Source organism: Microcoleus vaginatus FACHB-2002, from assembly GCF_040004035.1.
Classification (GTDB): domain Bacteria; phylum Cyanobacteriota; class Cyanobacteriia; order Cyanobacteriales; family Microcoleaceae; genus Microcoleus; species Microcoleus vaginatus_C.
In genome coordinates this window covers 31,653-53,845 of the sequence record NZ_JAMPLN010000034.1, presented here as the reverse complement: position 1 = coordinate 53,845, position 22,193 = coordinate 31,653, and the positions used below count along the sequence as shown (strand labels likewise).

Annotated in this window: 21 protein-coding genes; 11 read left to right on the top strand and 10 right to left on the bottom strand. The window is 46.0% G+C overall.

Annotation, left to right across the window (positions count from 1 at the left end):
* Positions 1–390 precede the first annotated feature (390 nt).
* From NDI35_RS23435 to NDI35_RS23425, 3 genes are all read left to right on the top strand, one after another.
* Entirely contained in the window at positions 391–630 is a 240-nt protein-coding gene (locus NDI35_RS23435; protein ID WP_006631296.1) for a DUF3134 domain-containing protein, read from the top strand.
* Between the two features lie 129 nt (positions 631–759).
* Entirely contained in the window at positions 760–1,875 is a 1,116-nt protein-coding gene (gene mraY / locus NDI35_RS23430) for a phospho-N-acetylmuramoyl-pentapeptide-transferase (RefSeq protein WP_445314812.1), read from the top strand.
* 339 nt (positions 1,876–2,214) lie between these two features.
* A complete protein-coding gene (locus NDI35_RS23425) occupies positions 2,215–3,156 on the top strand; it encodes a glycosyltransferase family 2 protein (protein WP_445314811.1) in 942 nt (313 codons plus the stop codon).
* A gap of 153 nt (positions 3,157–3,309) precedes the next feature.
* Here NDI35_RS23425 and NDI35_RS23420 read toward each other — a convergent pair whose 3' ends face one another.
* On the bottom strand, positions 3,310–4,245 hold the full coding sequence (locus tag NDI35_RS23420; RefSeq protein ID WP_445314810.1) for a DUF4214 domain-containing protein: 936 nt from the start codon (positions 4,243–4,245) through the stop codon (positions 3,310–3,312).
* A gap of 566 nt (positions 4,246–4,811) precedes the next feature.
* On the opposite strand from NDI35_RS23420, the gene NDI35_RS23415 reads away from it, so the two are divergent.
* The 5 genes from NDI35_RS23415 (at position 4,812) to NDI35_RS23395 (ending at position 11,150) form a co-directional block, all read left to right on the top strand.
* On the top strand, positions 4,812–6,671 hold the full coding sequence (locus NDI35_RS23415) for an NAD(P)H-quinone oxidoreductase subunit F (protein WP_445314809.1): 1,860 nt from the start codon (positions 4,812–4,814) through the stop codon (positions 6,669–6,671).
* A 104-nt stretch (positions 6,672–6,775) separates the two neighbouring features.
* A complete protein-coding gene (locus NDI35_RS23410; RefSeq protein ID WP_445314808.1) occupies positions 6,776–7,495 on the top strand; it encodes a carbonic anhydrase in 720 nt (239 codons plus the stop codon).
* A gap of 112 nt (positions 7,496–7,607) precedes the next feature.
* Positions 7,608–9,161, top strand: coding sequence for an NADH-quinone oxidoreductase subunit M (locus tag NDI35_RS23405; protein WP_445314807.1), 1,554 nt, complete (start codon positions 7,608–7,610; stop codon positions 9,159–9,161).
* 173 nt (positions 9,162–9,334) lie between these two features.
* Entirely contained in the window at positions 9,335–10,657 is a 1,323-nt protein-coding gene (locus tag NDI35_RS23400) for a CO2 hydration protein CupA (RefSeq protein ID WP_445314806.1), read from the top strand.
* Positions 10,658–10,943: 286 nt separating this feature from the next.
* Positions 10,944–11,150, top strand: coding sequence for a hypothetical protein (locus NDI35_RS23395; protein WP_333037052.1), 207 nt, complete (start codon positions 10,944–10,946; stop codon positions 11,148–11,150).
* On the opposite strand, the gene NDI35_RS23390 is transcribed toward NDI35_RS23395, so the two are convergent.
* The 3 genes from NDI35_RS23390 to NDI35_RS23380 form a co-directional block, all read right to left on the bottom strand.
* Entirely contained in the window at positions 11,147–11,365 is a 219-nt protein-coding gene (locus tag NDI35_RS23390; RefSeq protein WP_445314805.1) for a type II toxin-antitoxin system HicB family antitoxin, read from the bottom strand. The genes NDI35_RS23395 and NDI35_RS23390 overlap by 4 nt on opposite strands.
* Entirely contained in the window at positions 11,362–11,571 is a 210-nt protein-coding gene (locus tag NDI35_RS23385) for a type II toxin-antitoxin system HicA family toxin (RefSeq protein ID WP_445314821.1), read from the bottom strand. The genes NDI35_RS23390 and NDI35_RS23385 overlap by 4 nt, the downstream gene beginning before the upstream one ends.
* A 110-nt stretch (positions 11,572–11,681) precedes the next feature.
* Positions 11,682–12,152, bottom strand: a complete 471-nt coding sequence (locus tag NDI35_RS23380) for a hypothetical protein (protein ID WP_445314804.1) — start codon at positions 12,150–12,152, stop codon at positions 11,682–11,684.
* A 183-nt stretch (positions 12,153–12,335) separates the two neighbouring features.
* On the opposite strand from NDI35_RS23380, the gene NDI35_RS23375 reads away from it, so the two are divergent.
* Together NDI35_RS23375 and NDI35_RS23370 are read left to right on the top strand one after the other, a co-directional pair.
* Positions 12,336–12,548, top strand: a complete 213-nt coding sequence (locus tag NDI35_RS23375; RefSeq protein WP_242717445.1) for a helix-turn-helix domain-containing protein — start codon at positions 12,336–12,338, stop codon at positions 12,546–12,548.
* Between the two features lie 140 nt (positions 12,549–12,688).
* Complete coding sequence (locus NDI35_RS23370) at positions 12,689–12,883, top strand: hypothetical protein (RefSeq protein ID WP_190744088.1); 195 nt, start codon at positions 12,689–12,691, stop codon at positions 12,881–12,883.
* A gap of 54 nt (positions 12,884–12,937) precedes the next feature.
* On the opposite strand, the gene NDI35_RS23365 is transcribed toward NDI35_RS23370, so the two are convergent.
* Positions 12,938–13,408: a hypothetical protein gene (locus tag NDI35_RS23365; protein WP_445314803.1), complete on the bottom strand. Its 471-nt coding sequence runs from the start codon at positions 13,406–13,408 to the stop codon at positions 12,938–12,940.
* Between the two features lie 203 nt (positions 13,409–13,611).
* Here NDI35_RS23365 and NDI35_RS23360 point away from each other — a divergent pair, with 203 nt between their 5' ends.
* A complete protein-coding gene (locus NDI35_RS23360; protein WP_194010318.1) occupies positions 13,612–13,806 on the top strand; it encodes a hypothetical protein in 195 nt (64 codons plus the stop codon).
* 79 nt (positions 13,807–13,885) lie between these two features.
* Here the strand turns inward: NDI35_RS23360 and NDI35_RS23355 are convergent, their stop codons facing one another.
* The 5 genes from NDI35_RS23355 to psaA all read right to left on the bottom strand — a co-directional run bounded on the left by NDI35_RS23355 (position 13,886) and on the right by psaA (position 21,776).
* Positions 13,886–14,422 carry a hypothetical protein gene (locus NDI35_RS23355; RefSeq protein WP_445314802.1) on the bottom strand — a complete coding sequence of 179 codons (537 nt, stop codon included), beginning with the start codon at positions 14,420–14,422 and terminating at the stop codon, positions 13,886–13,888.
* A gap of 2 nt (positions 14,423–14,424) precedes the next feature.
* Positions 14,425–15,780, bottom strand: coding sequence for an AAA family ATPase (locus NDI35_RS23350; RefSeq protein ID WP_445314801.1), 1,356 nt, complete (start codon positions 15,778–15,780; stop codon positions 14,425–14,427).
* Between the two features lie 186 nt (positions 15,781–15,966).
* Positions 15,967–16,998, bottom strand: a complete 1,032-nt coding sequence (locus NDI35_RS23345) for a DMT family transporter (RefSeq protein WP_445314800.1) — start codon at positions 16,996–16,998, stop codon at positions 15,967–15,969.
* A 144-nt stretch (positions 16,999–17,142) separates the two neighbouring features.
* Positions 17,143–19,371: a photosystem I core protein PsaB gene (gene psaB, locus NDI35_RS23340; protein WP_445314799.1), complete on the bottom strand. Its 2,229-nt coding sequence runs from the start codon at positions 19,369–19,371 to the stop codon at positions 17,143–17,145.
* Positions 19,372–19,481: 110 nt separating this feature from the next.
* Positions 19,482–21,776 (bottom strand): photosystem I core protein PsaA, encoded by a 2,295-nt coding sequence (gene psaA, locus NDI35_RS23335; protein WP_445314798.1) that lies wholly within the window; start codon positions 21,774–21,776, stop codon positions 19,482–19,484.
* Positions 21,777–22,193: the final 417 nt, after the last annotated feature.

Sequence of the window (22,193 nt, the reverse complement as noted above, 5' to 3'; positions counted from 1 at the left end):
GTTGACTGAAGAAGCCAGAGGGCATTCGGGCTCAGGCTTTGATGAAAAACCAGGAGACTGTTGTGAATCAAACCCTTGCCGTTAGCGAGGCTTGCAGAATAGGATCGGCCCGTGTCCCGCGATATCTTAAAGACGATCGTCTTAGATTACAATGCTTACGGCTAAAGAAGGATTGGCAAGAGCGGATTTTAGTGTTATCCTCATGCCCATGCTTGGGGGCGATCGCCTTTTGGGTCTCCCATCTTATCCGATCCGGAACCAAACAGTGCCTGTGGTATAATGCTTTAGCCTTGCTAAATGCCCGATTTGCAAGTGCTTGATCAAAGGAGCAGTTCGTCGGCAAAACGTTACCTCACTCGATCGCGTCTTTGTCTTTAAAAACCGATAATCATGTACAACCCATCTCTGCGTCAAATTCCTCGCCACTTACCTGCGGATGTAATTCCATTAAAACAGCAATCTTCTCTTTTAGACTGGTTGGAATCTAACAATCGCCTGTTAGCAAGGGATGTCCAAGAACCCGACTATCTGCACGAAGAAGAAATTTCTGAACTTATGGCAGTTGACGACAGTCCTTACGATGATTTAGAAGAGGAAGTAGAAGAGGATGTGAGTGTAGGCGAAGAATAACGGGTAGAAGGGTGAAGAAATCAACCGGAAACAGGGAAGAAAAACTCAGAGATTTCTCAATCTCCTGTATCGCACCCTATTCCCCATTGTCAATTGCTTATTCTCAAATAGTGTGTGGTGAGGAGTGTTATGGATAACTTTTTGGATGAGAAAATCCCTTTTAGTCTGCCTTTCAAACTTACAGGCAAGAATTTATTCCTGCTGCTGGGTTTGGGGCTCTGCACTGTAGCGATCGGTTTAGATGTAGCAGCGGATAGATTTTTGAATTTACCTGCATCGCTATTTATGCCGCTAGTTGTTTGTGCTTTAGTTGCGTCGGGGTTGGGCTATGCAGTTGTACCCGTACTCCAGCAACTAAAAGCAGGACAAATAATTCGCGAAGACGGCCCCCAAGCCCATTTGAAAAAAGCGGGAACTCCGACAATGGGAGGCATCTTTTTTATACCTGCGGGGGTAGCAGTCGCTTTACTTTGGTCGAAGTTTAACTCAGATGTTGTTGCCGTATCGGCTTTAACTTTAGCTTACGGTTTCATTGGCTGGATTGATGACTGGCAAATTCTGCGACGTAAGTCGAACAAAGGTATTTCACCTCGGATGAAATTGGCTTTGCAAATAAGTTTTGCTGCTCTATTTTGTCTGTGGCTGATGTTTCATCAACCTGCAATTTCTACGAATGTTGCTTTGCCTTTCGGTTGGGTATTGCCTTTAGGTTTGCTGTTCTGGCCGCTGGCTGGTTTTGTGCTAGTTGCCGAAAGCAATGCTACTAATCTTACCGATGGTGTTGACGGGTTGATGGGAGGTTTGGGGGCGATCGCACTTTTGGGATTGGGCGCATCTGTAGCGTCAACTTCTCCAGAATTAATGATTTTTTGCGCTTGCATCAGCGGCAGTTGTTTCGGTTTCTTAGCACACAACCGCAATCCAGCCAAGGTGTTTATGGGCGATACAGGTGCTTTAGCTTTGGGCGGTGCGTTGGGTGCGGTAGCTTTATTAACAAATAGCCTTTGGATATTATTAATTATCAGCGGGATTTTCTTTATCGAAACGCTGTCAGTAATTGCTCAAGTAGGTTATTACAAAGCTACAAAAGGGCCTGATGGAATCGGCAAGCGTCTGTTAAGAATGGCTCCGCTGCACCATCATTTAGAGTTGTGCGGCTGGTTGGAAACTCAGGTTGTGGGAATCTTTTATTTAACTAACGGGGCGTTAGTGTTAATGATTCTGATGTTGACGGGAAACAGTTGAGAAGGGATTGCGTGACGGATTGTACAGGGGATGTAAGAGATATTTTCTACTATTTCAAAGAAACAGGCAAGATGCCTGTTCCACAAGGACTGAATGCAGTTGTGGAACAGGCATCTTGCCTGTTTAAGGGGCCGAAGTTATAATTTTGACAATTTATATCCCCGTTAATGCAATGGAACTTAATAACGCTTTTTAATTATTTGAAGAACGGCGAAGACGCTTATAGGACAAAGTAAGAACTACATTTGCTTATTTATCTTCCTTAGCGTCCTTAGCGCCTTCGCGGTTCGTTTAATCTTACTCAATATTAGTTATGCTATCGTTTACGGTTGTTTGTGAATGACTAAAACGTGTTTACCGCAAGTTTCGGTGGTTGTGCCTGTTTACAACGGCGAGATGGATTTGCCGGAGTTGATCGAGTGCCTGCGATCGCAAACTTATCCGCCACAAAGTGTAGAATATCTCATAGTAGACAACAACAGCCGGGATCGCACTTCAGCAATCCTCGAAACAGCAGCTAAGTTGGATCAAATAACCATTCGCCACCTCACCGAAAATCAGATTCAAAGTTCCTACGCCGCCCGCAATCAAGGAATTCGCGCATCCACAGGCGAAATCATTGCATTTACCGATGCAGACTGTCGCCCGGAATCTGACTGGCTGGAAAATTTAGTTAAGCCATTTGTTGACTTAGAAGTAGGAATTAGCGCTGGGGAAATACTCGCATTGCCCGGTAAAACTATCTTAGAACAACACGCCGATCGCCAAAATACTTTATCTCAAAAACATACTCTCGCTCACCCTTTTTGTCCCTACGGCCAAACCGCCAACTTAGCTGTACGCAGGCTAGTTTTACAACAAATAGGATTATTTCGCCCTTACCTCACCAGCGGCGGCGATGCTGACTTGTGTTGGCGGATTTTGCGCGAAACATCCTATAAAATGTATTTTGCCGAAAATGCGATCGTCCGACACCGCCACCGTTCTACAATAAAACAGTTGCAAAGTCAATGGTATCGGTACGGCGAATCTAATAAATATTTGCACGAACTCCACGGTGTCGATTTGATGCGAGAATTCACAACAGGGGAATATGTTTACCGCCTGGCTAGGTGGCTGTTCAAGGAATTTCCGGTTGCTGCTGCCAAAAGTGCGATAGCCCAAGCCGATATGGTAGATTTGTTTAATACGCCGATCGGTCTTTTGAATGTTAGGGCAAGGGCGATCGGACAGCGCCAAGCCAAACTTCCTTTAGCAGCTTGGGAAATCCCACAATTATAACTGTGGGTCAGTTATGCTTAAATTTGTAGGGCTTAAATTTGTGGCAATCGAGACTTCCTTTCCTTTCCAGGTATCTGGAAGTTGCTCGCTACCAGGGTGGAGCCTGGTAACGCAGATAGGCGAGGAAGAGCCTCCTTTTTAAATTTGTTGCGCTTAAACTTTTTGCAATCGAGACTGACCTTGCTGTGGAGATAGCTCGAACTGTGCGAATGAATTTGATATTCCTTTTCGCTTAGCTCTCAGGTGTAATGCTGTTTGATAAAGTTCCAAATCTTCGCGATTGAGATGTATTAGCTCATTCATAATATGGCTGTCATATAGGATACTTTTTACCAAAGAGTTATAGCCCTTATGCTTGTTTGTATTTTCATAGGTTATTGAGATTTCTGGCCAATTTAACATCTCGGCGAGATTGGTTAAATCATCTTTAAAAAATCCTTGGATTCCCACAAAATAAAAATCTGTGAGATTGCGCCCCCCAACATATTGAGACATTTCATTGCGGAGTTGAGGAATCTTGGCAAATTCCACCAGATCTAAGTTTTTTTCTTGTACATAATTGTGCAAACTCTCATCTTCAGTACGAGGAAGACTTTTCCAAAAGAAATACAAGGAAATTAACCGCAGAATAGGATCTCTCAACCAGATTATTTCTTTTACTTGAGCCGGACAGAAATATTTTCTAGAAGGAACATGACCGTGTATTACTTTTATTGTTTGCGGATCTACACCTTCACTTACTGCTACGGATTCATCCAAAAAACCAGCGATTTTATCTAGACCGTAAACCTGTGTTAAAGCTATGAAAAAAGTTGTTCCTGCCGTTTTTGGTATGTGGTATGACATGATCTCCAAACCTGGCAATCCTAAAATACTTTTTTGCCATTCACTTATAAAATTAAATTCCGGTGACTGCAAAAATGAGCTGAGGATTTCCGGCCGTGTAAGTTCGCAGTTTTGCAATTTATGGAGAAAAAAGCTTTTACCATCAGCGTCAGAATCGCGTTTCAAATAAGCGCGGTAAACTTCTTCCAAAAATGCTTCATTATCAAGTGGCTCAGTTCTTTGCAAAAAATATTTTTCGTTCATTGTTAGAGTGTTATAAACTATAGATAGTAGGATTAAAAAATGACCCTAAGCATAGTATAAGCTGTGAGCGCTTGTATGCAAGCGCGATTCATAAGTTTAGGTGTTTTAAGTGTTATTACTTATTAGGTTATCTTGTTACTCGTTACCAGACTGGAACCTGGTAAAACATATAGGCGAGCCCGATCATCCTTTTTCGCTTTTATACAAGCGCGATTCATCACTTTAGCGGTTTTAAGTATTATTACTTATTAAGTGTTCCGGTTACTCGTTACCAGGCTGGAGCCTGGTAAGGCAGATAGGGGGATGAAGAAGCTCCATTTTGTTTGACGCGAGGCTCTTCCTCTGGATATGGGTTCCCAAAATCTAGCCTAGAAGTTAAATTTACTCTATTCTAAGTATTTTTACTTATTAACGTATCTTATATATTACATAACATACTAAATAATTATTAACGCAAAACTTAATTTAAAATTAAGAACAATATTCCGATCGCGCCCGGTTAAACGACGATAACCCAGGCTGATTCTCAGAATTTTAAATTTTTGTAACCTTTACAGGTAATGCCAATGGCTCAAATCTTACTCCAGACCGTTTGGTTTATACCTTGCTATCCACTTATCGGCGGAGTTCTGTCGATGCTGTGGTTTCCAGCAGTTACCCGCCGCACGGGGCCAAGACCATCCGGTTACGTGAACGCCATATTAACCTTGTTCGCTTTCTTACACGGCGTCATCGCCCTGACAGCTATCTGGAACCAACCGGCCCAACACCAGTTGATTCCCTGGCTGAATGTAGCAGGTTTAGACTTAACCATTCCCGTTGAAATCTCTGCTGTCACCGTCGGGGCGACAGTTTTGATTACCGGACTGAACTTGCTGGCGCAGATTTATGCTTTCGGTTACATGGAAATGGACTGGGGCTGGGCTCGGTTCTTTTCTCTGATGGGGCTGTTTGAAGCCGGGATGTGCGGCTTAGTGCTCTGCAATTCCCTGTTCTTCAGCTACATGATTTTGGAAGTTCTGACTTTGGGTACTTACCTGCTAGTCGGGCTGTGGTTCAATCAGTCTTTGGTGGTGACAGGAGCCCGCGACGCTTTCTTAACAAAGCGGGTGGGTGACTTATTCCTGCTGATGGGAGTAGTCGCCATTCTGCCGCTGGCTGGAACTTGGAATTTTGACGAGTTAGCTGTTTGGGCCCAGACTGCAAAGCTTGACCCCACTGTAGCGACACTGCTGACTTTAGCTTTGATTGCCGGCCCGATGGGTAAGTGTGCTCAGTTTCCCTTGCACCTTTGGCTGGATGAGGCGATGGAAGGCCCGCTGCCGGCGACGATTTTGCGGAACACCGTAGTTGTGGAAACTGGTGCTTGGATTTTGATTAAGTTGCAGCCAGTGATTGCTTTGTCGCCGATGGGGATGACGACAACTATTATTGTAGGCGCTGCGACGGCGGTTGGTGCTTCATTAATTGCGATCGCCCAAATTGACATTAAGCGCACGCTTTCCTATATAGTCAGCTCTTACATGGGCTTAGTATTTATCGCCGTCGGTACCGGACAAGCCCAGACAGCCCTGACATTGATATTTGCTTACACCTTGGCAATGGGTTTGCTGGTGATGAGCATCGGTTCGGTAGTTTGGAACAGCATCACTCAGGATGTCCGAGCTCTCGGCGGTTTGTGGGGAAAGCGGCCAATATCAGCGATATCGTTTATTGTCGGTAGCGCTGGATTGGTGGGACTGCCGCCCTTCGGCTGTTTCTGGGCTTTAGAAGACTTCACATCCGGGCTTTGGCAAACTCACCCTTTCTTGTTAGGAATAGTGCTCTTTGTAAACGGCGTCACTGCTTTTGGCTTGGTGCGCGTCTTCGGTTTAGTTTTCGGCGGTAAACCAAAGCAAATGACCGAACGTTCGCCGGAAGTTCACTGGCCTTTTATCTTGCCGATGACTGTTTTAATGGGCTTTACTTTGCACGTTCCGCACGTGCTGGCGACGTGGCAGTTATTGCCTGGGGCGAGTTTTAATTATACCGCCACTGCACTGCTAGTTTTGTCAACAGCGATTGGCATCGGTGCAGGAGCATTTGTTTACCTGAACGAGAAATGGGAGAAACCGGTGCGAATTGGTTCTCAAGCCCTGCAAGACTTTTTTGCCTACGACTTTTACACTGCCAAACTTTACCGCGTGACAGTGATATTTGCAGTTGGTTTGGTCTCGCAAATCATCTCCTGGGTCGATCGCAATATTGTTGACGGATTCGTGAACTTAATCGGTTTTGCAACGGTTTTCGGCGGGCAGAGCCTCAAATACAACGTTACGGGTCAAACTCAGTTTTATGCCCTGACAATTCTGTTGGGAGTAGCACTTTTGGGACTGCTGGTAAGTTGGCCTTTGCTAGCTCGCCTGTCGCTGATTGTGGGCGGGTAAAACTATATAAAATTTAAGATTTTAGGTGACCTTTTTAATCTAAAATCTTAAAAAGATGAAGTCTTGAACAAAGATTTCAAACTACATACAACAAGGCAAAATCAATGAACTCAAATAACAGAAAATTCAATCTTTCCCGCCGCAATTCCCTGAAATTTGTCGCCGGAGCCATTGGTACGGGGATACTGGCAGCACGAGCAGGCGCAGATTTGGCTGCACCCGAACCGGCAATTGCTCAAAGTGACTTGACTCCCGATGCAGCTCTGCAAAAGTTAATTGACGGGAACCAGCGGTTTGTTGACAAAAAACGCCAAAGTCCCAACCAAGACTTACCCCGCCTTCTCGAAGTTGCCCAATCTCAAAAACCCTTTGCTGCTATTCTCGGCTGTGCAGATTCCCGCTTTCCTTCCGAGATTATCTTCGATCAGGGATTGGGAGATTTATTTGTCTGTCGCGTGGCCGGAAATGTTGCTACTCCCGAAGAAATTGGCAGCCTGGAATTTGGCACGCTGGTACTGGGAGCAAAAGTGCTTGTGGTAGTCGGCCATAAAAGGTGCGGTGCGGTAGACGCAACCATCAAAGGAGCTCAAGTTCCCGGTCAAATTGGCAGTTTGCTCGACGCCATTAAGCCGGCTGTAGAAAGCTCGAAAAGCAAAACGGGCGATAGTCTAGAAAATGCCTCAAAAGCCAATGTGGTGTTGCAAGCTAACAAGTTGAAGGCCTCTCCAGTTATCTCTAAGTTAATTCAAGAGAATAAACTGAAAGTTGTTGGTGGATATTACGATTTAGACACGGGTAGAGTCACTATTCTTTCTGAGTCGTGATGAAATTTGGGATTGATAATTGGGAAAAAGTTTAACATCTAAACTCTCAAATTATCAAAGACAAGAGGCTGCAAAATTAATTGTTCACTCTTCACTCTTCACTTCACACATTATGCTTAGTGCCTTGCTCTGGTTGCCCGCGTTGGGCGCTGCGGTAGTCGGGTTCCTGCCCGGAAATATCAATGGGATGCGTCTGCGTTCAATAGCCTCGGCTTTTGCGGCAGCTATTTTCATTGTGAATATCTGGCTGTTGACTCAATTCGATCCAGCCAATTCGGGACTGCAATTTCAAGAATATTTGCCTTGGATTCCACAATTAGGTTTGAGCTACAACTTGGGCATTGACGGCTTGTCCTTGCCGCTGCTGGTTTTAAGTGCTTTGCTGACGCTATTAGTCATTTACGGCACTGGCGAAAAGATGGAGCGCCCCCAGCTTTACTACGCTTTGATTTTGCTAATCAATGCTGGTATTGCCGGAGCTTTGATGTCTCAAAATTTGTTGCTGTTTGTACTGTTTTACGAAGTAGAATTAATTCCTTTTTACCTGTTGATTGCGATTTGGGGCGGAAAGCAGCGGGAATACGCTGCCATGAAGTTTTTGATCTACACGGCAGTTTCGGGACTTTTAGTGCTGGCATCATTTTTGGGTGTGGCTTGGCTGAGCGGTTCTTTAAATTTCGATTACAGTGCGATTACCACTCAAGAATTGCCGAGAAATTTGCAGTTAATCCTGCTAACAATTTTGCTAATTGGGTTGGGAATTAAAATTCCTTTAGTGCCGCTGCATACTTGGCTGCCTGATGCTTACGTCGAAGCTTCGCCAGCAACAGCAATTTTGCTGGGAGGAATTCTGGCGAAGTTGGGAACTTACGGTTTAGTGCGGTTTGGCTTGCAGATGTTTCCCGAAACTTGGTCGATTCTAGCTCCCAGTTTAGCGATTATCGGGACGGTGAGCGTGATGTACGGGGCTTTGAGCGCGATCGCCCAAAAAGACATCAAGCGCATGGTAGCCTATAGTTCGATCGGGCATATGGGCTACATCCTCGTTGCCTGCGCGGCGGGTACGAAGCTGGCATTAATCGGTGCTGTCGGGCAAATGGTAAGCCACGGCTTGATTTTAGCTTTGCTGTTTTATTTGGTAGGTATCATCGAAACCAAAGTTGGCACGCGGGATTTGGACGTACTCAACGGTTTGATGAACCCGATGCGGGGTTTACCCACGGCCAGTTCCCTGTTAGTTTTGGGCGGCATGGCAAGCGCCGGAATTCCGGGTTTGGTGGGTTTTGTTGCTGAATTTTTAGTGTTTCAAGGCAGTTTCTCCATCTTTCCAATTCCAACTTTACTGTGCATTTTAGCTTCTGGTTTAACAGCAGTTTACTTTGTAATTCTGCTCAACCGCACCTGTTTTGGGAAGTTGGACAATGCCACGGCTTACTACCCTCCTGTTACGTTTGGTGAAAATATGCCGGCGCTGGTTTTGGCGGGCATCATTTTTGTGTTGGGGATTCAACCTGCTTGGCTGCTCAAGTGGAGCGAATCAACTACAAATGCGATATTTGCTACTCTGCCGGCGGTCAGAAATACCCAAATAGCTATTAGCTATCCCCTAGAACAGTCGGCTATGCAAATCGCGTCTACACAAACGAAGTCCGCCTCTGCAGACTAACAATCTACTCGTTACCAGGCAGAGCCTGGTAACGCAGATCCGGAGGCTCTGCCTCCAATTTTACGGCTCGCGGGCCTGGATATCGGTTCCCAGGATCTTCTTGGAAGTTAAAGAATCGCAGCTTTTTGCAATAATTCAAAATATTTAGATTCACTCAATCAAAGGAAGAAACAATGGTACAAACCCCTAATAAACCAGCCACTAAACTACCTCCTTCCAAACACGAATTTGCCGAAATAATTCACAGGCTAGAAGCTGGCGGCGCAATGATTCCAGATACGCCGGAAAACCTGATGCAAATCATCGCTATTTGGAAAGCTTACGCGGTGCCGATGGACTTTTACTGGCGGGATTTGCTTTACATCGCCGAACGGGTATTTTTACACCCGCTTCCTTTCTTTAAATACTTCTTGCCACAGGAGTATTTAGACTTGCAAAATCACTATGCAGGCGACGGTGCAGATTTGCGGATTTGGCGCGGGACTGGAAGTGTTCACCCGGAACTTTTGGAGTTCATGGAAAAGGGAGAAACTGGGAAAAAGCCGCGGCTTTTTCACCATTTGTGGCACGATCGCATTAACATGGAATTTGCCGAAGAGTGCATGAGGTCAATGCTTTGGCACCGGGGCTTGTACGTGCCGACCAATCAATTCGATCCTTATTTGGACAGTGACGAATATAAGGCTAATGCCGATCGCGCAATTAAAGCTTACTTCAAAAAAGACCCGTTCATGCTGGCACTTCACAAAGCATTTCCCGAAATGTTTTTAGAACAGTGCCGCCAAATGTCTTATTACAGCAATCTCGGTTTATTCTGGGAAGTAATGGCTCCGGTGTTTTTTGAAGTTTCCGACCTTTACGACGAAGGGAAAGTTACCACCGTCCCTCAAGCTATGGATTTTCTGGTAAATGGCATATTTGCGATCGCCGGTCGTCCGATTTACCACCACGTTCAAATCGACGGGGAGACCTACGAAATCATCCCGAAATCTAAAGGTTTCACTTGGCTTTATGAAGCAGCGTTACCTTACGTGGAAGCTGTATTTTACCGGACTTCGCCATTCCGAGGCACCAAATCTTACAACGCTCAAGCTAAGGAAGTTCCTGACGACCAAAAAGACTTCCACTTCGGAGTTTTGTATGCAGACAAATTCCCGGTAGGTACGGCGGGTATTCCGCCGACTTTGCTAGCACAAGATATGCTGCATTTCCTGCCGCCTTATTTGATGGATTTCTACAAACAGCGCTGTCGCGGCGAAGATGATATCCTGAATCAAATTGGGGTGACATTTCAGCGATCGATGTACTGCGTTACTTCGGCGGTGATTCAAGCTTTGCGGACTGCTCTTTTGTATCCTTTAGATGACCCGAATCCAAAGCATTTGAAGGCAAATAGGGCTTTTTTTGAGGCTCAGATCGATCGCTTCTGTCGCCCGGAATACGGCATGAAATATGCTGCGAAGCTCAAGAATATTCAGACTTCGGATTACAGGTAAAGGATGTTTTCGGGAGGCATCTTAGCTTCCAAGTCCGCCAGTCCGTTAGTTTGCCAGGGGTTGAAACCCCTGGCTCAAAGCTCAATTCGGTTGAAACCAACTGGGAAAAATCAGAGCTTTTTTAAACCGTTTCAAAAGTCCTATAATATTAAGCCAGTTGGCATCGTAATTATTCATCTCTCTCTCTTCTTTTCCTCTGATTTCTCTGCGTTCTCTGCGTTCTCTGCAGTTTAATCATTCCCATACAACCGGAAACGATCTAACCAATAACAAATAACCAATAACTATGGACAGCAACGATCTAGCCAAATATATCGAAGCAAAGGACGGGATTTCCAAACCTTGGCTGTTGGTGCAACTGCGGCTGAAAAAATTGCAAGAAAGGCGATCGGAGATTTCTGCTGAAGAGTATATGACAGAACTTACTGACCTTCACAAAGATTTAATGAATCTGGGGGAATGGTGGCTGGGAATCGAGGATGAAGTGTTCTAGGCGATTTGAAGAATGCTAGGTGCGGGGATGGGTTCACCTTCTTCCTGCCAAGCTTCTAGATACATTTCGAGCACTTCTTCGCCATGTCGGATGGCTTCTTCGCGGGTTTTGCCGTGGGTACAGGGCATGACAACGCGATCGGCAAACTCTGGAATCCTCACGAGGAAAAGTTGATCCTCGTCAGACCATTGGACGATCATACTGTATCGATTCATGAATCTTCCTCCTTTAACTCGTCGAGTTCGGCTAACAATATTGCCAACAGCTTCTCTAAATAGCGTGGCACATCATCTCCGTCTTTGCCTGGAATTGTTAATGTCTTCCCAATCAAAGGATGGTGCCATCTCTCATGGCTGCCTTTTCCACGTTTTGGCAAATAAATAAAGCCCTCACGGGTAATCTGAGCTTTTAACTCGCGAATTTTTCTAGGCCTGGTGATTGTCCATTTTCTACCTCCATTTTCTCACTTAGCCATTTATTTTAATTTTTCCTTGGCCCATTCTGGCAGTTGGTTGCCCGGGCGATCGCACTTTAAAATTTTTCCATCAAATGTTTTTCTTGGGCATAGACATCGCGTAGCTGTTGCAGCGCCGCCCCAGAAATGACCGATTTAACAGTAGCTACCAATTGGCCCCACTCCAGCAATCTCTCAACTGAAACTGCTTTTTTGAACTTGTACGTGTAGAATTTAGTCCAAAATGCTGGTGCTTGCTTGCTTTTCCAGCGTTTGTACCATCTGCCAAAATCTTGAGGTGCGATCGGCTTTACTTCTAAAATAGGGGGAAAATCGGCGTAGCTGACAAAGCGGCTGATGCCTTTGGCGTGCACGTAGACCATGTAGCGACAGCATTCGATGCGGTAAATCTCGTCTGCTGCGATATTGAACAGGAGTGCGACTGTTTCTTCGGTAACGAATCTCGCCAGCGGATGTAGGATTGGAGATTTATGAATTATTCTCGATTCTGCGATCGTTCGCGATTTTGCCGGAGTTTCTGATATCATGGCTAGTACACCTCTGGATATGGTTAGTAGACTTCTGGATATGGCAAATGCACTTTTTGATAGAAAGAAATAATCTATCCAGATTAGGTTTTACAGACGATCGCCCTTTAGTTTTCCAGGCCGGGGGGCGATCGGCTTTTTAGATAAATTTATTCTAAGGTGTTATAGCACCCATTGTCAAGCATGGGTTTAGTAAGAATTAAAGTCAGAGAACTAGCTGCAGAGAAAGGTTGGACATTCAAGGAAGTTTCAGAACGTTCTGGGGTAATGTACAACACTGTCAAGCATTATGCTCGTTGTCCAGGGCTGACAACGGTTGACTTTACTTTGCTGCGGAAGTTAGCTCGGACTTTTGATGTGATGATTGAGGATTTGGTTGAGGTTTTGGAGGAATAGTCGATCGGCCTTTCCACCTTTCTACTATAAACTTTTTGTTTCGTCTTGTCAAGACGCGCTTAAGCACTTTGCATCGCAGATAAAAGCTCAGCTTAAAGGTGCTAAGATTTAGTCAAAGTTGTTAATCTCCCGTTACCTTTGTGACTAGAGCCAGTACCGCCATTGGAGTCAGCCCCATAATTAAGGAACTTGTGCAGAAAAAGGCGCTAGCAACCCGACTAACGCTGAAGGAAATTATCTATGTTGGGATGCTGGCGATCGACGAGTTGGACGAAAAGCGCTTGCAAGAGTTGGCTGACAAGGTGCATCAGATGCAGGTGAATGGTGAAATTTGAGGGGATAAGGGCGATCGCCATTTTGGTGAAGTGAGGTTTGGGGCGATCGCATATTCAAAAATTTTCCCGCCAATATTTTTCGTATACATAAGCATCTCGCAGTTGTTGCAAAGCTGTTTCTGAGAACAGGGATTTGACTACAGCTACCAAGAGACCCCATGCAAGCTGTTTATCCGCAGTAGTAGCGTATTTGAATTGATGTATATAAAACTGTGTCCAAAAATCAGGTGCTTTTTTGCCTTTCCAGCGTTTGTACCATCTGCCAAAGTCTTGAAGTTTCGGTAATTCAACTTCTAAAATTGGCGGAAAATCGGCATAACTGACAAACCGACTGATGCCTTTGGCGTGGACGTAGACCATGTGGCGACAGCATTCGATCCGGTAAATCTGGTCTGTTGAGATATTGAACAGCAGTGCTATAGTTTCTTCTGTGACAAATCTTGCCAGCGGATGAAGGACTGGGGACTTGTGGATTATTTTGGAGCAGGCGAAGGTGCTTGATTTTAGCTGGAATGCTGCTATCATGGTGCATAACTTAGACAGTTGATACCTGTCTACATAAGTTTTAAAGGCGATCGCCCTTAAGTTGTCTACACCCGGGGCGATCGCTTTTTTGTATTTTTTACACTATAGCATGATTAACTGTACTTAGTCAAACATTATTGTACTTAATCGGATTGAGGATGGTAACATCAAGGAAAGTTGTTATTAATAGTTGATTATTCTTCGTGGCTAAAACTAATACTGCGATCGCCGTCAGTTCCGCGATCAAGGAAGTCATTCAAAAACAAGCGCTAGCGACCAGACTAACCCAGAAGGAAGTCGTGTACTTGGGAATGCTGGCAATTGATGCACTCGATAAGGAAAGCCGCCAAGAGTTGGCAGACAAGGTGCATCAGATGCAGGTGAATGGGGAGATTTGAGGGGATAAGGGCGATCGCCATTTTGGTGAAGTGAGGTTTGGGACGATCGCACTTCTCAAAACTTCAAGAACTGGCGAGCTTAGCTTTTTGATTGCCTGTATGCTCTTAGCCAATTTAAGCCCCGCTTAGCACCTAGTTTTTTCTGCATATCTTCCAGAGAACTGTAAACACGCTTATCGCGGATCAGCTTTGCGTATCCATCTTTAACTCCAGGGATTGAGGTAAGGTCAGATTTTGGATTGTTAATAAAATCCAAGAAATCTGTAACGTCTTGAGGCTCAACAACTCTTTGATTCAGCTTTGACTGCAAAACAGCTTGTTCAATCGCTGATTCTACTTCTGGTTGTTTGGCTGCAATTAGAAATACCCAAATTCGCTCAAGCTCTGCTTCAACTGCTGCTTCATAGATTGGTAGCCCAGTTAGCAAGTGGTATTTGTCTTCCTCATCAGTAATACAAACGATTGGCAGGGCTAAGTTAAATTCCCACACCTTCAAGCTTTCGGAAACTTTTTTTAAATCAGACTTTGAAGTTCCCGATTTTTCTTGAGAAACCTCTATCTGATTTAAAACCACAAGGCTAGGCTGACTCTCAATCCCTTTATAAAATTTTACCATTTCTACATTCCTACTGAACTTTCAATCTGATTGATTCTTAGCACTATTTCTTGGGTTAAGGCGGAGAATTGCTTTGCAACTTCGGCTGCTCCTTTATTATGTTCAGCAAACAAAGAAATAGGCTGACGAGCTTGAGATGCTTGACCAACAGCAGTAGCTCTCTTTATTTCTGGCAGAATCGTGATCCCCTGAAATCTTTTCTCTACTGACTGCTTAATTGTAGTATGAATTTTCACATTTTTTTCTGTCATCATTGGTACAATTCCCAGAATAGCTCCCCGCTTTCCCATTTCATCTTGAACTTCTCTAGCTCGTCCGATTGGAGTTCTGATGCCATAGACTGAAAGATATTCCATCTGGGATGGGATCACCACATATTGAGCTGCATAGAGTCCATTACTAGCAATTGTAGTAGCGCTTGGCGGTGTATCAATAACTACATAATCGTAATCATTAGCTATACCGGATTGTCGCAAAGCCTTATCTAGCCGCTTTTCACGAATACCGCCCAAGTTGGCCAGAGCAACATCTGTAGTTTTGTAGCTACTGGGTAAAACATCTATTTTCCCAAAACTCTTTGTTTTACGGAAAATTTGATTAATTGGGGAAATCTGTATATATTCTTTGTAGTTAAAACTTTTGGTGTCATAGTCTTTCAAAAACTCTATAACTTCTTTTCTATCCTGAAAAGAATCCAAAACTTTGTCAAATTCTTCTAAGGTAGAAGCTTTGTCAAATTCGTCAGCTTTGTTGACTCCCAAGGATAGGGTTGCATGAGCTTGATCGTCTAAGTCAATAACTAAAACTCTGTTACCTAATTTTGCCAGCTCATAGGCAATGTTGACAACTAAAGTAGTTTTACCAACCCCGCCTTTGGATGTATGAATTGCAATTGTACGCATTTTAACTGTATCCAAAAAACTTCTAACGAAATTTGCTACTGGTTGAATTTGTTCGGGGTTTTCTATATTGTCCTTACACTTTAGAGTCGCGAACCCTTGTGTATATTCGTAAATCTCCACTGAAAATGGGTCAATCAGTATCCCAAATCTTGTATTAGAATATTTCAGATACGTTTCTAATTGAAGGCGAGCTTCCGCATCAAGTCTAGTTTTAGCCGTCTTAATTTCAACCAAAAAGTTAATATACCTACTCAAGTCTTCTACTAAGAAATCAACTTCTTTTTGAGTCCAAACTATCTGACCATTGGCAGTCAGCTTAGGTATTTTAACCTTAAACTCTGGAATCCAGTGAGAATAACTACTCTTGCGAGGCAAATCCGCCATTTCCAGCATTGTCTGAACCAGATGCAGAGACACATAAGCCTCATTATTCCAGTCAGAAGACAGTTGAACCATGTTGAAAACTCAGGCTTTTTTCTATTATTACCCAAAATGAGGTTTAGAGGATAGATCGCACTTTTATTCCTGCTTGACAGACTCAGCCAACCGCTTCGCATTCTCCGGCCGATACATTAATCGGACTGTTGCGAATATCAACTTCTAGGGTTACTTATTGTAACTCAGAATCTGTAGTATTAACCCTTAAATTCCTTTGAATCCCACTTCCAGATCCATCTCTTTTGCCGGACTTACAGGAGGTTGAGGCGCGGGTTGGGTTTGCTTGCGAAAAACGCCAATTTGATTGAGAACGATCCCGATTAAAATGATGCTGCCGCCGATGTATTGAGCTGTTGTTGGCGTTTCCGATAAAATCAAATAGGCGGCTAAAATCCCCGCGATCGGACTAAACGAACTGGCGAGGGATACATCTGCAGCGCCCGTCGTTTTTAGCCCGGTAAACCAGCACAGTTGTCCGCCAACAACAATAATCGCACCATAAACGAGCATCCACTGCCAGAGGAAGGGCGCAAAAACATCGATAAAGTGGGTGGGAGTATATAAGATTAAAACGGCAATAAAGAAAACAACTGTTCCCAGTGTTGTTCTGATAATAGAGAACAATCCTAACGGAATTTGTTTGAGCGTGACTTTACTAATAATCGTCGAAATGGCTAACGCGATCGCCCCTCCTGCTGCCATGAATTCGCCTTTGCCGATCGTCAATCCGCCCATGTCCATCATATCGGTAGTCGGTGCTTGCAATACAATAGTCAGTGCAACACCCACAAACGAAACCATCGCCCCCGCAATCACCCAAAGATTGACGCGATCGCCCAAAATTAGAATGGACAGCGCTAAAATCAGAGGCGGCTCGATGCGTCCAATCAGTACCACATTATTGACAGCGGTTAAATCCAACGCCATAAAAGTTAAGGCTGGAGCCAATGCCCCAGATAGCAAAGAAATTCCGATCAACCCCCACCATGTTTTACTGGGAATCGAGCGGAAATTTTGCACCGTACATTGCTGGCGATAAACCAGGAATAAAACTGCTAAGGCGCAGAGATTCCCTACAAATAAAACATTACAAAGTGAAATCACATTTCTGCCGTCGATCGCGTTCTGCGCTCCTAAATCGGTCAGTTTGCGAATGACAGAGTTAGAGGCAGCAAAAATTATGATTGCTAGTAATAAATAGGTTCCTCCAGGGATGCGGTTGAATAATTCAGACACGATAATAGGAACATGAATATATGATGCGTTCTCTTCTTTATACCACTGTTTCCTATGCGGTAATTCCTTACAGAAATATACAAAAAAATCCCCCGCTAGAAGGCGGGGGATTTTAGTTAATTACCTAGAAACCAGAGTTCAGAGTTACCCGAATTTCCCGGCCGTCGAGGCAATTACAAAGGCGGCGTAAGTGAGGATGTATCCCACAGTAAAGTGAGCCAGACCAACAACGCGACCTTGGATGATGGACAAAGCAACCGGCTTGTCTTTCCAGCGAACCAAGTTAGCCAAAGGAGTGCGCTCGTGAGCCCAAACCAAAGTCTCGATCAACTCTTGCCAGTAACCTCTCCAAGAGATCAGGAACATGAAACCAGTTGCCCAAACAAGGTGTCCGAATAAGAACATCCAAGACCAGACAGACAAGTTGTTAGTACCATACGGGTTGTAACCGTTGATCAACTGAGAAGAATACAGCCAGAGGTAATCGCGGAACCAGCCCATCAGGTAGGTAGAAGACTCATTAAACTGAGCCACGTTACCTTGCCAGATGCCTAGGTGCTTCCAGTGCCAGTAGAACGTTACCCAACCCAGGGTGTTCAGCATCCAGAACATAGCCAGGAAGAAAGAGTCCCAAGCAGAGATGTCGCAAGTACCGCCACGGCCGGGGCCGTCGCAGGGGAAAGCATAGCCGAAGTCTTTCTTGTCCGGCATCAGCTTAGTACCGCGAGAGTCTAGAGCTCCCTTGACCAAGATCAATGTGGTGGTGTGCAAGCCTAATGCGATTGCGTGGTGAACCAAGAAATCGCCAGGTCCGATCGCCAAGAACAGAGAGTTAGTGCCGTTGTTAATCGCGTCCAACCAGCCTGGGAGCCATACGTTGCCGTAGTTCGGCCAAGCGGTAGAAGCAATGCTGTCGGGGTTAGACAACAGCACATCCATGCCGTAGAGAGCTTTTCCGTGAGCAGCTTGGATGAACTGTGCGAACACTGGTTCAATCAAGATTTGCTTTTCAGGAGTACCAAAAGCAACTACAACGTCATTGTGAACGTACAGACCGAGAGTGTGGAAGCCCAAGAACAGCGACACCCAGCTCAAGTGAGAGATAATCGCTTCCTTGTGCTGCAACACGCGATCGAGCACGTTGCCTTTATTTGCTTCAGGATCGTAGTCCCGCACCAAGAAGATAGCTCCGTGGGCGAAAGCGCCGACCATGATGAATCCAGCAATGTACTGGTGGTGCGTATACAACGCAGCCTGAGTCGTGAAGTCCTTACCTATGAAAGCGTAGGGAGGCATCGCGTACATATGCTGTGCTACCAGGGAGGTGATTACGCCCAAAGCAGCGAGGTGAAATGCCAGTTGGAAGTGCAGCGAGTTGTTGTAGGTTTCGTACAAGCCTTGGTGAGGCAAGTTGAACTGTCCTTCACTCTTTCCGCCGACCAAACCAGCCTTAGAATCCAACATCTCTTTGATGCTGTGACCGATACCGAAGTTAGTCCGGTACATATGACCGGCAACGATAAACAGAACAGCGATCGCCAAGTGGTGGTGAGCGATGTCTGTCAGCCACAGGGATTCTGTTTGAGGGTGGAAGCCGCCCAAGAAAGTCAGAATTGCGGTTCCCGCGCCTTCGGAAGAACCGAAGACATGGTTCGCTGCATCTGGATTCTCGGCGTATACGCCCCAGTTACCAGTGAAGAACGGAGCCAAACCGGCCGGGTGAGGTGGGGTAGACAGGAAGTTGTCCCAACCTACGTGCTGTCCGCGAGATTCGGGGATAGCAACGTGAACCATGTGACCAGTCCAAGCCAAAGAGCTGACACCGAACAAACCAGCCAAGTGGTGGTTGAGGCGAGATTCAGCATTTTTGAACCAAGACAAGCTGGGGCGGTACTTGGGCTGGAGGTGCAACCAACCTGCGAACAGGAAGACAGCCGCCAGTAGTAGCAAGAAGATAGCTCCTTGATACAGGTCGGCGTTTGTCCGAATCCCTTGGGTGAACCACCAATGGTAGACACCGGAGTAAGAGATATCCACCGGGTTAGAAGCGCCCCCTTGAGTGAAAGCTTCTACAGCAGGAGCGCCGAATTGCGGGTCCCAAATCGCGTGAGCGATCGGGCGGACGTTTAGGGGGTCTTTAATCCACTGTTCAAAGTTACCTTGCCATGCTACGTGGAACAGGCTGCCCGAAGTCCACAAGAAAATGATTGCTAGGTGGCCGAAGTGAGAAGCAAAAATCTTTTGGTAAAGATTTTCTTCGGTCATGCCATCGTGGCTTTCAAAGTCGTGTGCTGTGGCAATCCCGTACCAGATCCGCCGTGTGGTCGGGTCTTGGGCAAGGTCTTGGCTAAATTTTGGAAATTTCGTTGCCATAAGCCTTGATTAATCCTGAATCCTGAACAAAATTGAAGGGATTCGGTTCGGAGTTTGGATTCTCGATTTGAGATTCCTCCCAAATCGAGAATCCAAAACCTAGGGGTAGTTTACCCTACCGAAATGATTCGCGCTAGGAAAAATGCCCACGTAGTGACAATTCCTCCTAGGAGGTAGTGAGCTACACCCACAGCCCGACCCTGAATAATGCTCAGAGCGCGAGGCTGAATCGACGGAGCTACCTTGAGCTTGTTGTGAGCCCAGACAATCGACTCAATAAGTTCTTGCCAGTAGCCACGGCCGCTGAACAGGAACATCAAGCTGAAGGCGAAGACGAAGTGTCCAGCTAGGAACATCAGACCGTAGGCCGACAGTGCCGAACCGTAGGACTGAATCACCTGAGAAGCTTGCGCCCACAGGAAGTCCCGCAGCCAGCCGTTAATCGTGATCGAACTTTGTGCGAAGTTGCCGCCGGTAATGTGAGAAATTGTGCCGTCTGGCGATACTGTTCCCCACACGTCCGACTGCATTTTCCAGCTAAAGTGGAAAATCACGATCGAGATGCTGTTGTACATCCAGAACAAGCCTAGGAACACGTGATCCCAACCCGAAACTTGGCAGGTGCCGCCACGGCCGGGGCCGTCGCAAGGGAACCGGAAGCCCAAGTTGCCTTTGTCGGGAATCAAGCGAGAACTGCGTGCAAACAACACGCCTTTCAAGAGAATCAGGACTGTAACGTGAATGGTGAAAGCGTGGATGTGGTGGATCATGAAATCCGCCGTACCCAACTCGATCGGCATCATCGCTACTTTGCCGGCGACTACTACTGCACCGCCGCCAAAAGCGTGGCTGACGATTTCCGTAGCATTAGGCGCTGTTGTGCCCGGAGCCAAGGCGTGGATGTTTTGCACCCACTGGGCAAATATCGGACGCAACTGAATCCCGGTATCCGAGAACAAATCTTGAGGACGACCGAAAGCCCGCATCGTGTCGTTGTGAACGTACAAACCGAAGCTGTGGAAGCCCAAGAATATACAAACCCAGTTCAGGTGGGAAATGATCGCATCTCTATGACGGATCACGCGATCGAGCAGGTTGTTGACGTTGCCGCTCGGTTCGTAGTCCCGCACCATGAAGATTGCTCCGTGAGCGGCTCCTCCAACGATCAGGAATCCGCCGATCCACATGTGGTGGGTGAACAGGGATAGCTGAGTCGGGTAGTCCGTCGCGATGTACGGATACGGAGGCATCGCATACATGTGGTGGGCAACAATGATGCTCAAAGAGCCCATCAGTGCCAAGTTAATCGCCAGTTGCGCGTGCCAAGAAGTAGTCAGGATTTCGTAGAGACCTTTGTGACCTTCACCAGTGAAGGGGCCTTTGTGGTTCTCTAGGATTTCTTTCATGCTGTGGCCGATGCCCCAGTTCGTCCGGTACATATGACCAGCGACGATGAACAGCACTGCCAAAGCTAAGTGGTGGTGTGTTGTATCAGTCAGCCACAAACCGCCTGTGGTGGGGTTCAGACCGCCTTTGAAGGTCAGGAAGTCTGTGTATGCGCCCCAGTTGAGGGTGAAGAAGGGGGTTAAACCTTTAGCGAAACTCGGGTAGATGTCAGCCATCAAGCCCGGTGTCAAAATCCACTCGTGCGGCAGGGGGATGTCGGCAACTGTTTTGATCAGCTTGCCGCCGACTGTCAGCGGTGCACCTGCATCGATCGCGTCCATGCAAGCGTTGATTGGCAGCGACACGTGAATTTGCTGTCCCGCGTAGCCCAAGCAGCCGCAGCCCAACAACACAGCCAAGTGGTGGTTCATCATCGATTCCACGTTCTGGAACCATTCCAGTTTCGGAGCGCGGACGTGATAGTGGAACCAACCGGCAAATAGCATCAAAGCTGCCATTACCAGGGCGCCGATCGCAGTGCAATATAGCTGGTATGAGTTAGTGATGCCGTTGGCGCGCCACCACTGGAATAGACCAGAGGTGATCTGAATTCCGTGAAAGCCGCCGCCTACATCTGCATTTAAAATTTCTTGACCAAAAATCGGCCAGACCACTTGAGCGCTGGGCTTGATGGCTGTAGGATTTGTCAGCCAAGCTTCGTAATTGGAAAATTTAGCGCCGTGGAAATATGCGCCACTGATCCACACGAAGATTACTGCCAAGTGGCCGAAGTGAGCGCTAAAGATTTTGCGCGAAACGTCTTCTAAGTCACTTGTATGACTATCAAAGTCGTGAGCGTTAGCGTGGAGGTTCCAAATCCAAGTGGTGGTTTTTGGCCCCTTAGCTAGAGTGCGATCGAAATGACCTGGTTTTGACCACTTCTCGAAAGAAGTTGGAACCGGATTCTTATCGACTACTACCCTAGCTTTTACCTCTCGCTCTGGAGGACTAATGGTCATGAAGACTCTCCTCTCGGTAAGACAAGGAACGAGAACTGAATACTACTGTACCGGACACTCCCCACGCTTGATTAGGCGGGGGATTCTCGAAAAAGCCGACACTGCAGTGCACTTTACTCTTTGCAGAGTTAGACGCAGGTGCATCGTCTCCCCAAGCATTTTGCTTCTGTGAAGAAGCCAGTTTCCCAGTGTCGCTAACAATGTGACTGGGTACTGCCAACTCTTCTCTCCAGATGAGCCGCCGAGCGCATCCTTGATTCAGACTTGATACGGCTGCTCCTTTTGAGGGAGTTTTATGAATTATAAGCTTGCTAGAGGAGTATTAATCGCTTGTTAACAATACTTAAAAAAGGCTCAATTCTTGATGTAATAACGCCTTTAAATCCCACAGTCCCTTGAAAAAGTCAAGGGGTACTG

Coding starts and splice junctions, on each gene's coding strand:
- NDI35_RS23435 (WP_006631296.1), top strand. CDS start 391: ATGTACAACCCATCTCTGCGTCAAATTCCTCGCCACTTACCTGCGGAT.
- mraY (WP_445314812.1), top strand. CDS start 760: ATGGATAACTTTTTGGATGAGAAAATCCCTTTTAGTCTGCCTTTCAAA.
- NDI35_RS23425 (WP_445314811.1), top strand. CDS start 2,215: ATGACTAAAACGTGTTTACCGCAAGTTTCGGTGGTTGTGCCTGTTTAC.
- NDI35_RS23420 (WP_445314810.1), bottom strand. CDS start 4,245: ATGAACGAAAAATATTTTTTGCAAAGAACTGAGCCACTTGATAATGAA.
- NDI35_RS23415 (WP_445314809.1), top strand. CDS start 4,812: ATGGCTCAAATCTTACTCCAGACCGTTTGGTTTATACCTTGCTATCCA.
- NDI35_RS23410 (WP_445314808.1), top strand. CDS start 6,776: ATGAACTCAAATAACAGAAAATTCAATCTTTCCCGCCGCAATTCCCTG.
- NDI35_RS23405 (WP_445314807.1), top strand. CDS start 7,608: ATGCTTAGTGCCTTGCTCTGGTTGCCCGCGTTGGGCGCTGCGGTAGTC.
- NDI35_RS23400 (WP_445314806.1), top strand. CDS start 9,335: ATGGTACAAACCCCTAATAAACCAGCCACTAAACTACCTCCTTCCAAA.
- NDI35_RS23395 (WP_333037052.1), top strand. CDS start 10,944: ATGGACAGCAACGATCTAGCCAAATATATCGAAGCAAAGGACGGGATT.
- NDI35_RS23390 (WP_445314805.1), bottom strand. CDS start 11,365: ATGAATCGATACAGTATGATCGTCCAATGGTCTGACGAGGATCAACTT.
- NDI35_RS23380 (WP_445314804.1), bottom strand. CDS start 12,152: ATGATATCAGAAACTCCGGCAAAATCGCGAACGATCGCAGAATCGAGA.
- NDI35_RS23375 (WP_242717445.1), top strand. CDS start 12,336: ATGGGTTTAGTAAGAATTAAAGTCAGAGAACTAGCTGCAGAGAAAGGT.
- NDI35_RS23365 (WP_445314803.1), bottom strand. CDS start 13,408: ATGATAGCAGCATTCCAGCTAAAATCAAGCACCTTCGCCTGCTCCAAA.
- NDI35_RS23355 (WP_445314802.1), bottom strand. CDS start 14,422: ATGGTAAAATTTTATAAAGGGATTGAGAGTCAGCCTAGCCTTGTGGTT.
- NDI35_RS23350 (WP_445314801.1), bottom strand. CDS start 15,780: ATGGTTCAACTGTCTTCTGACTGGAATAATGAGGCTTATGTGTCTCTG.
- psaB (WP_445314799.1), bottom strand. CDS start 19,371: ATGGCAACGAAATTTCCAAAATTTAGCCAAGACCTTGCCCAAGACCCG.
- psaA (WP_445314798.1), bottom strand. CDS start 21,776: ATGACCATTAGTCCTCCAGAGCGAGAGGTAAAAGCTAGGGTAGTAGTC.